Genomic DNA, 14,742 nt, shown 5'->3' with positions numbered 1-14,742 from the left:
TGTCGTCAGTTCGCAATCAGCGCCAGAGACTGGGCTGCTTGCAAGGCTGCGGAATAGTTGTTCACCAGGTGATCGACGGAAGCAGCCGTCGCGTCGAGAATCGGCGCCGGATAGACACCGAAGAAGATGGTGAGGGCAATCAGCGGGTAGAGCACGAGCTTTTCGCGGGCGGAAAGATCGAGCAGGCTCTTCAGGCTTTCCTTTTCCAGCGCACCGAAGATAACCCGGCGGTAGAGCCAGAGCGCATAGGCGGCGGACAGGATGACCCCGGTCGCAGCGAAGAGCGCCACCCAGGTGTTGGCGCGGAAGACGCCGATCAAGGTGAGGAATTCGCCGATGAAGCCCGATGTACCCGGCAGGCCGACATTGGCCATGGTGAAGACCATGAAGGCCAGCGCATATTTCGGCATGTTATTGACCAGGCCGCCATAGGCCGCGATTTCGCGGGTGTGGAGACGGTCATAAATCACGCCGACGCAAAGGAAGAGCGCGCCGGAGACGAAGCCGTGGCTGATCATCTGGAAGATCGCACCCTGCACGCCCTGCGTATTGGCAGCGAAGATACCCATCGTGACATAACCCATGTGGGCGACCGACGAATAGGCGATCAGCTTCTTGATGTCTTCCTGCATCATCGCAACCAGCGAGGTGTAGATGATCGCGATGACCGACAGCGAGAAGACGAAAGGCGCGAAGTAGTCCGAGGCGAGCGGGAACATCGGCAGCGAGAAGCGCAGGAAGCCGTAGCCGCCGAGCTTCAGGAGGATACCCGCCAGGATGACCGAACCTGCCGTCGGTGCCTGAACGTGTGCGTCCGGCAGCCAGGTGTGGACCGGCCACATCGGCATCTTCACGGCAAACGACGCGAAGAAGGCGAGCCACAGCCAGGTCTGCATCTGCGGCGGGAAGTCATGCTGCAGAAGGGCTGCGATATCGGTCGTGCCGGCTTCCCAATACATCGCCATGATGGCGAGCAGCATCAGCACCGAGCCGAGCAGCGTGTAGAGGAAGAACTTATAGGACGCGTAGACGCGGTCCTTGCCACCCCAGACACCGATGATGATGAACATCGGAATGAGGCCCGCTTCGAAGAAGACGTAGAAGAGCACGATGTCGAGCGAGACGAAGACGCCGAGCATCAGTGTCTCGAGGACGAGGAAGGCAATCATGTATTCCTTCAGACGCTTCTCGACAGACGTCCAGCTGGCGAGCACGCAGAAGGGCATGAGTAGCGTCGTCAGGACGACGAAGAGCACCGAGATGCCATCGACGCCGACGCGGTAGGAAATGCCCGTGCCGAGCCAGGCATGCTCCTCGACCATCTGGAAGCCGACATTGGAATTGTCGAAGTTGATCCAGACGAAGAGCGAGACGACGAAAGTGAACACCGTCGTCAGCAACGAGACGTTGAGGATGTTGCGGCGGCCGAGAGAGGTGTCTCCACGGGTCAGCAGAAGCAGAGCGACGCCAACCAGGGGAAGGAAGGTGACCGTCGAGAGAATGGGCCAATCGGTCATCAGAAGGAGCTCCCGAGCATCATCCAGGTAACAAGGGCCGCAATGCCGATCAGCATCGCGAAGGCATAGTGATAGAGGTAACCCGACTGCAGGCGCACGACCCGCTGGGTGAGACCGCCGACCGCCGAGGCAACACCGTTCGGGCCGTAGGCGTCGATGGTGGCAACGTCGCCCTTTTTCCACAGGAAGCGACCAAGCGCCTTGGCCGAGCGGACGAAGAGGAAGTCATAGAGTTCGTCGAAGTACCACTTGTTGAGCAGGAACTGGTAGAGGAGCCATTGGCTCTCTGCCAGCTTCTTCGGCGTCGACGGGTTCTTGATGTACATGTACCAGGCGGTAACGAAGCCGACGACCATGGCGATGAATGGGCTGAGCGCTACCCAGGCCGGAACGTGGTGGAATTCTTCCAGCAGTTCGTTCTCCGGCAGGGTGAAGAGCGCGCCCTTCCAGAACTCCATGTATTCGTGGCCGTAGAAGAAGCCTTCAAAGACGACACCGGCAAAGACGGCGCCGATCGCCAGCAGGAAGAGCGGCAGCAGCATGACCATCGGCGATTCATGCACATGATGCATCACGTCTGCGGACGCGCGCGGCTTGCCGAAGAAGGTGAGGAACATCAGGCGCCACGAGTAGAAGCTCGTGAACAGCGCGGCGATGACCAACATCGAGAAAGCAAAGCCCGAGACGGCCGAATGCGAGGCATAGGTCGCTTCAATGATCACGTCCTTGGAGAAGAAGCCGGCAAAGCCGAAGGGCGTGAAGGGAATGCCGACGCCGGTGATCGCGAGCGTGCCGAGCAGCATCATGTAGAAGGTCCACTTGATGTGCGGACGCAGGCCGCCCATGTGGCGCATGTCCTGCTCACCATCGACGGCATGGATGACCGAGCCGGCGCACAAGAACAGCAGCGCCTTGAAGAACGCATGGGTGAAGAGGTGGAAGATGGCCGCGCCATAAGCGCCGACGCCGAGCGCCACGAACATGTATCCGAGCTGCGAACAGGTCGAATAGGCAATGACGCGCTTGATGTCGTTCTGCACCAGACCGACGGTTGCGGCGAAGAAGGCCGTGATCGCGCCGACGACAGTGACGACCGTCAGGGCATCATGCGACAGTTCGAACAGCGGCGACATGCGGGCGACGAGGAAGACACCGGCGGTGACCATGGTTGCGGCATGGATCAGAGCCGAGACCGGTGTCGGGCCTTCCATGGCGTCCGGCAGCCAGGTGTGCAGCAGGAACTGGGCCGACTTACCCATGGCGCCCATGAACAGCAGCAGGCAGGCGCCGGTGAGCGCATGGCTGCGGTCGAGCTGCAGGCCAAAGAGGTTCAGCACGACTTCCGGCGAGCCTGCGCCTTCAGCCGGCAGATAAGACTGCGCCGAGGCAAAGATCGTCTCGAAATTGATCGAGCCGAACATGACGAAGACGGCGCCGATGCCGAGGATGAAGCCGAAGTCGCCGACGCGGTTGACGATGAAGGCCTTCATGGCGGCAGCCGAGGCGGACGGCTTCTTGAACCAGAAGCCGATCAGCAGATACGAGGCCAGACCCACGCCTTCCCAGCCGAAGAACATCTGCAGCAGGTTGTCGGAGGTCACCAGCATCAGCATGGCGAAGGTGAAGAGCGACAGATAGGCAAAGAAGCGCGGCCGATGCGGGTCGTGGTGCATGTAGCCGATCGAATAGAGGTGAACCAGGCAGGAGACCGAGTTCACGACGATCAGCATCACCGCCGTCAAGGTGTCGACGCGCAGCGCCCATTCGACGTCTATGCCGCCGGACTGGATCCAGCGCAGGACCGGGACCTTGATCACTTCATGGGCTTCGTGGCTGAGCGCCACCTGGAAAAAGACGACCCAGGAGAGAAGCGCCACGATGATCATCAGACCGGTGGTCACGTATTCCGACGCCTTAGCGCCGATCTGGCGTCCAGCGAGGCCGGCAATCAGCGCGCCAAGCAGAGGAAGAAAGACAATAGCTTTGTAGATGAGCATAGCCGTGTCAGCCCTTCATCATGTTGACGTCTTCGACGGCGATCGAGCCGCGATTACGATAGAAGACCACCAGAATGGCGAGACCGATCGCGGCTTCCGCTGCAGCCACCGTCAGGATGAACAGCGCGAAGACCTGGCCGACAAGGTCGCCGAGGAAATGCGAGAAGGCGATCATGTTGATGTTGACCGCGAGCAGGATCAATTCGACCGACATCAGAATGACAATGACGTTCTTGCGGTTCAGGAAGATACCGAAGACGCCCAGGGTGAAGAGCAGTGCACTGACCGTCAGGTAGTGGGAAAGACCGATTTCCATGATTTACGTTCCTTGACCTCGTGCTCGCTTCAGATGCCCTGGCCCGACTTGACCTTGACCACCTTGACGGCAGTCTCGGGTGTGCGGGCGACCTGGGCCGAGATGTCCTGGCGCTTGATGTTTGTCCGGTGACGCAGGGTCAGCACGATCGCGCCGATCATGGCGACGAACAGAACCAGGCCTGCGATCTGGAAGAAGAAGACATAGTCGGTATAGAGCACGTCACCCAGCGCCTGGGTGTTCTGACGCTCCGTGATGGCCGGGATCGGCTGCGTGATCGCGCTCTTGGCCGCCGGGCTGATGACGCTGCCGCCGATGACGACGATCAATTCGATCGCGACAATCAGACCGATCAGCGCTGCGACAGGCGCATGCTTTGCAGCGCCGGCACGCAGTTCGGTGAAGTCGATGTCGAGCATCATCACGACGAAGAGGAAGAGGACCGCAACCGCGCCGACATAGACGACGAGAAGGATCATCGCCAGGAACTCAGCGCCCGTGAGCAGCAGCAGTGCCGCCGCATTGATGAAGGTGAGAATGAGGAACAGGACCGAATGGACCGGGTTCCGTGCCGAAATCACCATGAAGGCCGAAGCCACGGCGATGAAGGCGAAGAGATAGAAAAAGAGAGCCTGAAGACCCATGGTGGTGCCTTTTCATCTTCCCCCGGACGTGGGCCCTGCCCCGTCGCCCGATAAGGCATGGCCGGTATCCCCACCGTCATGCCCGTTACAAAACCTGAGTTGTCCTGGCGAAGGCGGAAGTCCCGCCAGGACGTGATCCGGAGGGATCAGCGATACGGTGCGTCGATCGCGATGTTGCGCGCGATCTCGCGTTCCCAACGGTCGCCGTTATCCAAAAGCCGTGCCTTGTCGAAGTACAGTTCTTCGCGGGTCTCGGTGGCGAACTCGAAGTTCGGTCCCTCGACGATCGCATCGACCGGGCAGGCTTCCTGGCAGAAACCGCAATAGATGCACTTCACCATGTCGATGTCGTAGCGCACCGTGCGGCGGGTGCCGTCGTTTCGGCGCGGGCCAGCCTCGATGGTAATGGCCTGGGCGGGACAGATCGCCTCGCACAGCTTGCAGGCGATGCAGCGCTCTTCCCCGTTGGGATAGCGACGCAGCGCGTGTTCACCGCGAAAGCGCGCCGAAACCGGGCCCTTTTCGAACGGGTAGTTGATCGTCGCCTTCTGCTTGAAGAAGTAGCGCATCGACAGGAAAAACGCGCCGACGAACTCCTTCAGGAAGAGCGAATTGATAGCCTGTGCAATTGCCATCTTATTCTCCAATGCAGCTGAGGTTGCGATCGGGCGTCATCACGCCCAACCCATCAGCTTCAGCACGAATGCGGTAATCACGACCATGGCGAGCGAGATCGGAAGGAAAACCTTCCAGCCGAGACGCATCAGCTGGTCATAGCGGTAGCGCGGGACGAATGCCTTCACCATCGCGAAGAGGAAGAAGACGAAGCCCGCCTTGAGAACGAACCAGATAAAGCCCGGCACCCAGTTCAGGATCGCGATGTCCACCGGCGGCAGCCAGCCTCCGAGAAAGAGGATGGTGGTGAGCGAGCACATCAGAACGATGGCCGCGTATTCGCCGAGCATGAACATCATGTAGGGCGTCGAGCCGTACTCGACCATGAAGCCGGCGACGAGTTCGGATTCGGCTTCCGGCAGGTCGAAGGGCGGACGGTTGGTTTCCGCCAATGCCGAGATGAAGAAGACCACGAACATCGGGAAAAGTGCGAGCCAGTGCCAGTCGAGGAAGGAGGCCGGCAGGCCGAGACGCGTGCCGAGACCATCCGTCTGGGCCATGACGATGTCCGAGAGGTTCAGCGAGCCGACGCAAAGCAACACGGTGACGATGATGAAGCCCATCGAGACTTCGTAGGACACCATCTGGGCCGCAGAGCGGAGCGCCCCGAGGAAAGGATATTTCGAGTTCGAAGCCCAGCCACCCATGATGATGCCGTAGACTTCGAGCGACGAGACAGCGAAGACGAAGAGGATGCCGACATTGATGTTGGCGATCACCCATCCCGCATTGACCGGAATAACGGCCCAGGTCGCAAGCGCGAGCGTCACGGCGACCAGCGGCGCCAGCAGGAAAACGCCCTTGTTGGCGCCGGCCGGAATGATCGGCTCCTTGAAGACGAACTTCAACAAGTCGGCGAAGGACTGGAACAGCCCCCAGGGACCGACGACGTTCGGGCCACGTCGCAGCTGAACAGCCGCCCAGATCTTGCGGTCGGCGAGCAGGATGTAGGCAATGAACACCAGCAGGCAGACGAGCAGAAGCAGCGACTGACCGACGATGATGGCCGCAGGCCATACATAGGTGGAAACGAAATTATCCATGGTCTCCTGCCCTTACTCTGCCGCAGCCTTGAAATTGTTGCGGGCCAATGCGGAGCACTCAGCCATGACGGCCGAAGCACGCGCGATCGGGTTCGTCAAATAGAAGTCTTTGACCGGCGACGCAAACACAGACTTGCCCAACTTGCCCGGTTTTTTCGCCAGTGCAGCAATATCTGCAACAGCGCCCGGCGCAACTTCGTCGATCTCGGCGAAATGCGGGTAAGCTTCGTACAACTTCACGCGCAACTGGGCGAGCGAATCAAACGGCAGCTTCTTGCCGAGCACGTCCGAGAGTGCGCGCAGGATCGCCCAGTCTTCACGAGCCTCGCCCGGCGCGAAACCTGCGCGGTTGCCCATCTGGACGCGGCCTTCGGTGTTGACCCAGGTGCCCGACTTTTCGGTATAGGTCGCGCCCGGCAGGATGACGTCGGCAAAATGCGCGCCGTTGTCACCATGGCTGCCGATATAGACGACGCACTTGGCGGTCTTGGTCGAGAAGTCCAATTCGTCTGCGCCGAGCAGGAAGACAACATCGAGCGACGACAGCATCTGGCCGGCCGTAACAGCCCCCTGCCCCGGCACAAAGCCGAGATCGAGTGCGCCGACGCGCGATGCGGCCGTGTGGAGAACGGAGAAGCCGTTCCACTCTTCGGTGAGCGCACCGACATCCTGCGCGAGCTTGGCGGCATTGGCGAGCACGGCGGCGCCGTCAGCGCCCAACAGAGCGCCCTGGCCGATGATGATCAGCGGGTTCTTGGCGGCCTTCAGGGTTTCGGCGAAGCTGTTCTTGCCGGAAACGAGATCAGCCAGGGTATCGGTGCCTGCGCCCAGGTAATCGTAAGGGTAACGCAGGTCGCCACCTTCACCGATCAGCGCGATCGGCAGGCCACCACGGCGCCAGCGCTTGCGAATGCGGGCGTTGAGCACGGCCGCTTCGTAACGCGGGTTGGCGCCGACGATCAGGATCGCGTCCGCAGCCTCGATGCCTTCGATGGAGGTATTGAAGAGATAGGTCGAGCGACCGAGCGACGGATCTACTGCCGTCCCATCCTGGCGACAGTCGGTATTCGTCGATCCCAGAGCGTTGACGAGCGACTTCAGCGCGAAGATCTCTTCGACGGAAGCGAGATCGCCGGCGACGGCGCCGATCTTGTCGGCGGAGGTCGAAGCGACGGCCGACTTGATGGCGGCGAAGGCTTCGGCCCAGCTAGCAGGCTGTAGACGTCCATCCTTCTTCACGTAGGGGCGGTCAAGACGCTGTGTCTTCAAGCCGTCCCAGATGAAGCGGGTCTTGTCGGAGATCCACTCTTCGTTGATCTGCTCGTTGACGCGCGGCATGATGCGCATGACTTCGCGGCCACGGGTATCGACGCGGATTGCCGAACCGAGTGCGTCCATGACGTCGATCGATTCGGTTTTGCCGAGTTCCCAGGGGCGGGCGGTGAAGGCGAAGGGCTTGGAGGTCAGCGCGCCGACCGGGCAGAGGTCGACAACGTTGCCCTGCAGCTCCGACGTCATCGCCTGCTCGAGATAGGTTGTGATTTCGGCGTCTTCGCCACGGCCGATCAGGCCGAGTTCGGCGATACCGGCGACTTCGGTGGTGAAGCGGACGCAGCGCGTGCAGTGAATGCAGCGGTTCATCACAGTCTTGACCAGCGGTCCGATATACTTGTCTTCGACGGCGCGCTTGTTCTCGGTGTAACGCGAGCTGTCGATCCCGAAGGCCATAGCCTGGTCCTGCAGGTCGCATTCGCCGCCCTGGTCGCAGATCGGGCAATCCAGCGGGTGGTTGATCAGCAGGAATTCCATCACGCCTTCGCGGGCCTTCTTGACCATCGGCGTGTTGGTGAAAACTTCCGGAAGCTCCCCGTTCGGGCCGCCGCGCACGTCGCGCACGCCCATGGCGCAGGAGGCTGCCGGCTTCGGCGGCCCACCCTTCACTTCGACGAGGCACATCCGGCAATTGCCAGCGACCGACAGTCGTTCATGGAAACAAAAGCGCGGGACTTCGGCGCCGGCTTCCTCACACGCCTGCAACAGCGTGAAATGATCCGGAACCTCGATCTCTTTACCGTCGACCTTCAGCTTTGCCATATTCGCCTTCCTGCCTCACGCTTTCGCGCATCTCCGGAGCCTTTCAGCTCCACCGGCGACCCAACCCTCAGGGTTTTGCCGCCCGTTCAATGTCCCCAGTCCGAAAGACGCGCCGGCGCCGTCGAACCCTAAATTACTTGTCGGTGGCGGCCTTACCGCCTGCCAGACGTCTGGCCTGACCGGCCCAGTCATCCCGCAGCGTGCGACCGTCGAGCCCGAGCTCCCTGTCCAGCCCCTCCAGCGCCTCCGGCTCCATCTCGGCCAGTTGCTGTAAGCGGGTGATCCCCCTGCCCTTCAGCACCTGCTCGAGCTTCGGCCCAATGCCGTCGATCCGTTTCAGGTCGTCGGCCTTGCCAGCCTTGCGGACCGGCGCTGCCTTCAACATCTTTGCGGGCGCCGCAGTCTCGGCTGGCTCGACCGCCTTCGTCGCGATCACCGCTACCGGCTGCTTCGCCGCCTTCGTCTTTGCCACAGCCTTGGCCAGCGGCTTAGACGCCTCGACCTTGGCCTTCGCAGCCGGTCTGGCAACCGTCTTCGGCTGAGCCTTCGACGGGCCTGCATTTGCCGTCTTCGGCTCGGGCGCAGCGGGTGCAGCCGTTACCTCTTCCGTCACCGCCTCCGCCTTCGGCTGCATAACCTTCTCAGCCGCCGTGCTGGCTTCCTTGGCCTTGCGCTCGTCTTCCAGCTGGCGGGCAAGCTCTCCGGTCAGGTCCATGGCACCCTGCAGGGAGCCGAGGAAAAACCGGCTCATCTGGGCTGCCATGCCGAAGCCGAATGCCGTCGCAGCGGCCAGAGCGGCCGCCGGGTTCATCAGTGGATCGGTCGCGTCGGACACGGGGGGAACGTCAGCCGGATCGCCCGGCCGGCCCTTTCCCTCTTTGTCCGAACCGCTCACCATTCCTATCCGTCCTTATTCCGCCGCTTCCATGACCACCCCGTGGGCGATCGCGTTGCGCGTGTACTGATCGATGCGCGCTTCGATTTCCGGGCGGAAATTGCGGATCAGGCCCTGGATCGGCCAGGCTGCCGCATCACCCAGCGCACAGATCGTGTGCCCTTCGACCTGCTTCGAAACCTGCAGCAGCATGTCGATTTCGCGCTTCTGGGCATTCCCCTTCACCATGCGCTCGACGACGCGCATCATCCAGCCGGTGCCTTCGCGGCACGGCGTGCACTGGCCGCAGCTCTCATGCTTGAAGAAGGCCGCAATGCGCCAGATCGCCTTGATGATGTCGGTCGACTTGTCCATGACGATCATGCCGCCGGTGCCGAAGGAGGACTTCACCTCGCGCATGCCGTCGAAGTCCATGATCGCGTCAGCCATGTCTTCGCCCTTGACGACCGGGCAGGATGCACCGCCCGGAATGACCGCGAGCAGATTGTCCCAGCCGCCGCGAATACCGCCACAATGGGTTTCGATGATTTCGCGGAAAGTCAGGCCCATGGTCTCTTCGAAGGTGCAGGGCTTGTTGACGTGGCCGGATACCATGAACAGCTTGGTGCCGACATTGTTCGGACGGCCGAAGGACGAGAACCAGGAGGCGCCACGACGCAGGATGGTCGGGGCAACGGCGATCGATTCGACGTTGTTGACCGTGGTCGGGCAGCCATAGAGGCCCATGTTCGCCGGGAAAGGCGGCTTGAGACGCGGCTGGCCCTTCTTGCCCTCAAGGCTTTCAAGCAGAGCGGTTTCTTCGCCGCAGATATAGGCGCCGGCGCCGTGATGGACATAGACGTCGAAGTCCCAGCCGCACTTATTGTTCGTGCCGAGAATGCCGGCGTCATAGCATTCGTCAATGGCGCGCTGCAGCTCTTCGCGTTCGCGCATGTATTCGCCGCGAACGTAGATATAGGCCGTGTGTGCACCCATGGCGAAACCGGCGATGACGCAGCCTTCGATCAGCGTGTGCGGATCGTGGCGCATGATTTCGCGGTCCTTGCAGGTGCCGGGCTCCGATTCGTCGGCATTGACGACGAGATAATGCGGACGGCCATCCGATTCCTTCGGCATGAAGGACCACTTGAGACCCGTCGGGAAGCCGGCGCCGCCACGACCACGCAGGCCCGACGCCTTCATCTCGTTGATGATCCAGTCCCGGCCCTTTTCGATGATCTGCTTCGTACCATCCCAATGGCCGCGCGACATCGCCCCCTTCAGGGACTTGTCCTTGAGGCCGTAGATATTGGTAAAGATGCGATCCTGATCCTTCAACATATCCTAAACCCTCAACGCGGCTTCTTGCCGAAGACCTTGATGTATTCCGCCTCGCCGCCCTTGGCGAGCGCCTTGGCCTGCTTGACCCAGTCGTCCCGCTCGATGCGGCCGGAGAACTTCAGGTAGGTATCCACCCATTCGCGCTCCGCCTTCTTCCATTTGGCGATCTGTTCGAAGGTGTAGATGCCGAGGCCGTTCAGCGTGGCCTCTATCTTCGGACCGACGCCCGAGATCATCTTGAGATCATCAGGCGTTGCAGGACGCTCGATGCCGGCCGGACGGTTCTTCTCGTCAAGGACAACGGCAGAAGATGCCACCGGTGCCGCAGCCGTTTCCTTCACGGGGCGCGCCGTATCGGCGCTATCACCCTTGACTTTGAGATTTTCAGCAGCGCCCTTCTTGTCGGTCGCCGGCGTCTTCAGCTTCGGATCGGTGACCGGCGTATCGGTGACGGGTCGGCCCGCATTGGCCGGCGGCACCGAGGCTTCTGCAGCGACGTCCGGAGCCGGCGCATCAGCAAAGCGGATCGGCTCGATGGCATCCGTCAGCGTGACCGGACCACCAACTGGCGCGGAGAATACACGGTCGACCTGCGGACCAGGCTTGATGTCGGAGCCACGGCCTGCGGCGAAGCGATCGATGATGTGCTCGAGCTGTGTCGGCGTCAGGTCTTCGTAGGCATCCTTGAAGATCATGACCATCGGTGCATTGACGCAGGCGCCCTGACACTCGACCTCTTCCCAGGACAGAGTGCCATCGGCATTCTGATGAAGCGGTTCCGGATGGATCTTCGACTTGCAGACGTGGATGAGATCTTCCGCGCCACGCAGCATGCAGGGCGTGGTACCACAGACCTGGATATGGGCGCGGGTGCCGATCGGCTTCAGCTGGAACTGGGTGTAGAAGGTCGCAACTTCTAAGACGCGGATGAAGGGCATGTCGAGCATTTCGCCGACATACTCGATCGCCGCCTTGGTGACCCAGCCTTCCTGCTCCTGCGCGCGCATCAACAGCGGAATGACCGCCGATTGCTGGCGGCCCGCCGGATACTTGCGGATGGTGGCCTCAGCCCAGGCGATGTTTTCCGCGTTGAAGGAAAACGCTGCGGGCTGGAATTGCTCTTCGGCTAGTCGACGAACGGACATACTTCCTCACGCCTTGTCTCAGTTTATGGAACCACACCGCGTATTCGTCACATTGGCGAATTCGCAGGCATAGGCCGACTTGTCTTTCTGCAGAAACACGAAGAGTTTCGATCCCGTCCAGGACGAACTCTTGATCTCGTAGCCCTGCTCGATCAGCTTGGCCATCGACACGGTTGCCTTCGTCGAAACAGCGTCATTGTCCTGCGCCACCACAGAGGTGGCGGCGGCAAGACAGAGGACGGTTGCGGCGAAAGCTCTCAACATCAGCGGTCTACTTCTCCGAACACGATGTCGAGGGAGCCGAGGATGGCGGATACGTCTGCCAGCTGATGGCCGCGGCACATGAAATCCATGGCCTGCAGATGCGCATAACCCGGCGCACGGATCTTACAGCGGTAAGGCTTGTTCGTGCCATCGGAGACGAGGTAGACGCCGAATTCGCCCTTCGGCGCTTCAACGGCGGCATACACTTCGCCTGCCGGCACGTGATAACCTTCGGTGTAGAGCTTGAAGTGGTGGATCAAGCCTTCCATCGAGCGCTTCATCTCGCCACGTTTCGGCGGCACGACCTTGCCATCCAGAGACGAAACCGGACCTGTCTTGGCATCGCCCAGCAGACGATTGACGCACTGCTTCATGATCTTCACCGACTCGCGCATTTCGAACATGCGGATCAGGTAGCGATCATAGCAATCGCCGTTCTTGCCGACCATGATGTCGAAGTCGAGATCGGCGTAGCATTCGTACGGCTGCGACTTACGCAGATCCCACGCAGCACCCGAACCGCGCACCATGACACCGGAGAAGCCCCAGGCCCAGCAGTCCTCAAGGCTGACAACGCCGATGTCGACGTTTCGCTGCTTGAAGATGCGGTTGCCGGTCAGAAGGTCGTCGATGTCATCCAGCTTTTCCGGGAACTGATCACACCACTTGCCGATGTCCTCGACGAGGTCATGCGGCAGATCCTGGTGAACCCCACCGGGACGGAAATAGGCGGCGTGCATGCGCGCACCGGAGGCACGCTCATAAAACACCATCAGTTTTTCGCGCTCTTCGAAGCCCCAGAGCGGCGGCGTCAGCGCACCGACGTCCATGGCCTGCGTTGTGACGTTCAGAAGATGCGAGAGGATACGGCCGATTTCCGAGTAGAGCACCCGGATGAGCTGGCCGCGGATCGGGATCTGGATGTCGAGCAGCTTTTCGACCGCCAGCGAATAGGCATGCTCCTGGTTCATCGGCGCGACATAGTCGAGACGATCGAAATAGGGCAGCGCCTGCAGATAGGTCTTGGTCTCGATCAGCTTTTCGGTGCCGCGATGGAGCAGTCCGATATGCGGATCGACACGCTCGACGATTTCACCGTCCAACTCGAGAACAAGGCGAAGAACGCCATGGGCTGCCGGATGCTGAGGCCCAAAATTGATATTAAAGTTGCGGACGTTGTGTTCAGTCATGGTCCCTGCCCTTCCGCTCACTTTGCTGCTTTTTCATCGCCGGGCAGCACATAGTCCGTGCCCTCCCAAGGCGAGAGGAAGTCGAAGCTGCGGAATTCCTGCTTCAGTTCGACGGGCTCGTAGACCACGCGCTTGGCCGAGTCGTCGTAGCGGACCTCGACGAAACCGGTCGTCGGGAAGTCCTTGCGCAGCGGATGCCCTTCGAAACCGTAGTCCGTCAGGATGCGGCGCAAGTCCGGATGATCCGTGAACAGGATACCGTACATGTCCCAGGTTTCGCGCTCGAACCAGTCGGCGCCCGGGAAAACCGGGCAGGCGGACGGCACAGGCTTGAACTCGCCGGTCGCGACCTTGATGCGGATGCGCAGGTTCTGACGCGGCGACAGGAGGTGATAGACCACGTCGAAGCGGTCTTCGCGCTTCGGATAGTCTGCCCCACAAATATCGATCAGGTTGACGAAGCCGCACTGGACGTCGTCGCGCAGGAAAGTCAGGAGCGAAATCAGGTTTTCCGACTTCGCCGTCAGCGTCAGCTCGCCGAAGCGGATCTCGCTCGAAGCGATGAGGGCGCCACGCATTTCTGCGAGGTAGGATGCCAACTCGTTCAGGGCTTCACTCATGTTATCAGTCCCTTCGCCTTACCGCTCGATCGTTCCGGTACGCCGGATCTTCTTCTGCAGCAGGAGCACGCCGTAAAGCAGTGCTTCTGCCGTGGGGGGACAGCCCGGCACATAGATGTCGACCGGCACAACACGATCGCAACCGCGCACGACGGAATAGGAATAGTGGTAGTAACCGCCACCGTTGGCGCAGGAGCCCATCGAGATGACGTAACGCGGCTCGGGCATCTGGTCGTAGACCTTGCGCAGCGCGGGTGCCATCTTGTTGGTCAGCGTGCCGGCGACGATCATGACGTCGGACTGACGCGGTGAGGCGCGCGGGGCGAAGCCGAAACGCTCGGCATCGTAACGCGGCATGGACAGCTGCATCATTTCGACGGCGCAGCAGGCCAGACCAAAGGTCATCCACATCAGAGAACCGGTGCGAGCCCAGTTGATCAGCTCGTCGGTCGAAGTGACAAGAAAACCCTTGTCGGCGAGCTCATTGTTGATCTCGCCGAAGAAACGGTCATCGCTGCCGATGGGCTTGCCCGTATTGGGGTCAATAATGCCCTTGGCCTGCGGAGCCACCATCGTGGCGTCGGACTGGATCACTCCCATTCGAGCGCCCCCTTCTTCCATTCATAGACAAAGCCAATGGTGAGAACACCAAGGAAAACCATCATCGACCAGAAGCCGAACCAGCCAACCGCACTGAAGGACACTGCCCAGGGGAACAGGAAGGCGACTTCGAGGTCGAAGATGATGAAGAGAATCGACACCAGGTAGAAGCGGATGTCGAACTTCATGCGCGCATCGTCAAACGCGTTGAAGCCGCACTCATAGGCCGACAGCTTCTCCGAATCGGGCGCCTTGTAGGCCACGGCGAACGGCGCCACGAGAAGCGCGATGCCGATGACGAGGGAAATACCGATAAAGATGGCGATCGGAAGGTAGGAACTGAGCAGTTCAGTCATCATATCACCCTGCTTGTCTCTAATGCCACGAAGCATTTAGGGCGGAGCCGACAAGCCGAAAGAGAG

15 protein-coding genes are annotated in these 14,742 nt (G+C 60.8%); all 15 read right to left on the bottom strand.

Annotation, left to right across the window (positions count from 1 at the left end; translation table 11 throughout):
- Window positions 1-5: 5 nt before the first annotated feature.
- Complete coding sequence (locus FJQ55_RS07740; protein WP_140827044.1) at window positions 6-1,517, bottom strand: NADH-quinone oxidoreductase subunit M; 1,512 nt, start codon at window positions 1,515-1,517, stop codon at window positions 6-8.
- Entirely contained in the window at window positions 1,517-3,514 is a 1,998-nt protein-coding gene (gene nuoL / locus FJQ55_RS07735; RefSeq protein WP_140827043.1) for an NADH-quinone oxidoreductase subunit L, read from the bottom strand. The genes FJQ55_RS07740 and nuoL overlap by 1 nt, the downstream gene beginning before the upstream one ends.
- A gap of 7 nt (window positions 3,515-3,521) precedes the next feature.
- Window positions 3,522-3,830 (bottom strand): NADH-quinone oxidoreductase subunit NuoK, encoded by a 309-nt coding sequence (nuoK, locus tag FJQ55_RS07730; RefSeq protein WP_062274594.1) that lies wholly within the window; start codon window positions 3,828-3,830, stop codon window positions 3,522-3,524.
- Window positions 3,831-3,859: 29 nt separating this feature from the next.
- A complete protein-coding gene (locus FJQ55_RS07725) occupies window positions 3,860-4,474 on the bottom strand; it encodes an NADH-quinone oxidoreductase subunit J (protein ID WP_140827042.1) in 615 nt (204 codons plus the stop codon).
- Between the two features lie 146 nt (window positions 4,475-4,620).
- Window positions 4,621-5,109 carry an NADH-quinone oxidoreductase subunit NuoI gene (gene nuoI / locus FJQ55_RS07720; RefSeq protein ID WP_062274599.1) on the bottom strand — a complete coding sequence of 163 codons (489 nt, stop codon included), beginning with the start codon at window positions 5,107-5,109 and terminating at the stop codon, window positions 4,621-4,623.
- A 39-nt stretch (window positions 5,110-5,148) separates the two neighbouring features.
- The gene (gene nuoH, locus FJQ55_RS07715) at window positions 5,149-6,192 is read right to left on the bottom strand and encodes an NADH-quinone oxidoreductase subunit NuoH (RefSeq protein WP_140827041.1); all 1,044 of its coding nucleotides are present in this window, start codon (window positions 6,190-6,192) and stop codon (window positions 5,149-5,151) included.
- A 12-nt stretch (window positions 6,193-6,204) separates the two neighbouring features.
- Complete coding sequence (nuoG, locus tag FJQ55_RS07710) at window positions 6,205-8,286, bottom strand: NADH-quinone oxidoreductase subunit NuoG (protein WP_140827040.1); 2,082 nt, start codon at window positions 8,284-8,286, stop codon at window positions 6,205-6,207.
- A gap of 133 nt (window positions 8,287-8,419) precedes the next feature.
- Window positions 8,420-9,184 carry a 5' DNA nuclease gene (locus FJQ55_RS07705; RefSeq protein WP_140827039.1) on the bottom strand — a complete coding sequence of 255 codons (765 nt, stop codon included), beginning with the start codon at window positions 9,182-9,184 and terminating at the stop codon, window positions 8,420-8,422.
- 12 nt (window positions 9,185-9,196) lie between these two features.
- Window positions 9,197-10,501, bottom strand: coding sequence for an NADH-quinone oxidoreductase subunit NuoF (gene nuoF, locus FJQ55_RS07700; RefSeq protein ID WP_140827038.1), 1,305 nt, complete (start codon window positions 10,499-10,501; stop codon window positions 9,197-9,199).
- An 11-nt stretch (window positions 10,502-10,512) separates the two neighbouring features.
- A complete protein-coding gene (gene nuoE / locus FJQ55_RS07695; protein ID WP_140827037.1) occupies window positions 10,513-11,646 on the bottom strand; it encodes an NADH-quinone oxidoreductase subunit NuoE in 1,134 nt (377 codons plus the stop codon).
- Between the two features lie 18 nt (window positions 11,647-11,664).
- Window positions 11,665-11,910, bottom strand: coding sequence for a hypothetical protein (locus FJQ55_RS07690; RefSeq protein ID WP_140827036.1), 246 nt, complete (start codon window positions 11,908-11,910; stop codon window positions 11,665-11,667).
- A complete protein-coding gene (locus FJQ55_RS07685) occupies window positions 11,910-13,100 on the bottom strand; it encodes an NADH-quinone oxidoreductase subunit D (protein WP_140827035.1) in 1,191 nt (396 codons plus the stop codon). Before FJQ55_RS07685 ends, FJQ55_RS07690 begins: the two co-directional genes overlap by 1 nt.
- A 17-nt stretch (window positions 13,101-13,117) precedes the next feature.
- Window positions 13,118-13,720 (bottom strand): NADH-quinone oxidoreductase subunit C, encoded by a 603-nt coding sequence (locus tag FJQ55_RS07680; RefSeq protein WP_140827034.1) that lies wholly within the window; start codon window positions 13,718-13,720, stop codon window positions 13,118-13,120.
- Between the two features lie 18 nt (window positions 13,721-13,738).
- The gene (locus tag FJQ55_RS07675) at window positions 13,739-14,320 is read right to left on the bottom strand and encodes a NuoB/complex I 20 kDa subunit family protein (protein WP_062274623.1); all 582 of its coding nucleotides are present in this window, start codon (window positions 14,318-14,320) and stop codon (window positions 13,739-13,741) included.
- Window positions 14,311-14,676, bottom strand: coding sequence for an NADH-quinone oxidoreductase subunit A (locus FJQ55_RS07670; protein WP_140827033.1), 366 nt, complete (start codon window positions 14,674-14,676; stop codon window positions 14,311-14,313). The genes FJQ55_RS07675 and FJQ55_RS07670 overlap by 10 nt, the downstream gene beginning before the upstream one ends.
- Window positions 14,677-14,742: the final 66 nt, after the last annotated feature.

The organism is Rhizobium glycinendophyticum, from assembly GCF_006443685.1.
GTDB classification, from domain to species: domain Bacteria; phylum Pseudomonadota; class Alphaproteobacteria; order Rhizobiales; family Rhizobiaceae; genus Allorhizobium; species Allorhizobium glycinendophyticum.
The sequence above is the reverse complement of the archived record's forward strand: the minus strand, read 5'-3'. Positions and strand labels throughout refer to the sequence as shown.

Bases quoted from the DNA above. Each gene is read 5' to 3' on its own strand.
- FJQ55_RS07740 (WP_140827044.1), bottom strand. From the start codon at position 1,517: ATGACCGATTGGCCCATTCTCTCGACGGTCACCTTCCTTCCCCTGGTT.
- nuoL (WP_140827043.1), bottom strand. From the start codon at position 3,514: ATGCTCATCTACAAAGCTATTGTCTTTCTTCCTCTGCTTGGCGCGCTG.
- nuoK (WP_062274594.1), bottom strand. From the start codon at position 3,830: ATGGAAATCGGTCTTTCCCACTACCTGACGGTCAGTGCACTGCTCTTC.
- FJQ55_RS07725 (WP_140827042.1), bottom strand. From the start codon at position 4,474: ATGGGTCTTCAGGCTCTCTTTTTCTATCTCTTCGCCTTCATCGCCGTG.
- nuoI (WP_062274599.1), bottom strand. From the start codon at position 5,109: ATGGCAATTGCACAGGCTATCAATTCGCTCTTCCTGAAGGAGTTCGTC.
- nuoH (WP_140827041.1), bottom strand. From the start codon at position 6,192: ATGGATAATTTCGTTTCCACCTATGTATGGCCTGCGGCCATCATCGTC.
- nuoG (WP_140827040.1), bottom strand. From the start codon at position 8,286: ATGGCAAAGCTGAAGGTCGACGGTAAAGAGATCGAGGTTCCGGATCAT.
- FJQ55_RS07705 (WP_140827039.1), bottom strand. From the start codon at position 9,184: ATGGTGAGCGGTTCGGACAAAGAGGGAAAGGGCCGGCCGGGCGATCCG.
- nuoF (WP_140827038.1), bottom strand. From the start codon at position 10,501: ATGTTGAAGGATCAGGATCGCATCTTTACCAATATCTACGGCCTCAAG.
- nuoE (WP_140827037.1), bottom strand. From the start codon at position 11,646: ATGTCCGTTCGTCGACTAGCCGAAGAGCAATTCCAGCCCGCAGCGTTT.
- FJQ55_RS07690 (WP_140827036.1), bottom strand. From the start codon at position 11,910: ATGTTGAGAGCTTTCGCCGCAACCGTCCTCTGTCTTGCCGCCGCCACC.
- FJQ55_RS07685 (WP_140827035.1), bottom strand. From the start codon at position 13,100: ATGACTGAACACAACGTCCGCAACTTTAATATCAATTTTGGGCCTCAG.
- FJQ55_RS07680 (WP_140827034.1), bottom strand. From the start codon at position 13,720: ATGAGTGAAGCCCTGAACGAGTTGGCATCCTACCTCGCAGAAATGCGT.
- FJQ55_RS07675 (WP_062274623.1), bottom strand. From the start codon at position 14,320: ATGGGAGTGATCCAGTCCGACGCCACGATGGTGGCTCCGCAGGCCAAG.
- FJQ55_RS07670 (WP_140827033.1), bottom strand. From the start codon at position 14,676: ATGACTGAACTGCTCAGTTCCTACCTTCCGATCGCCATCTTTATCGGT.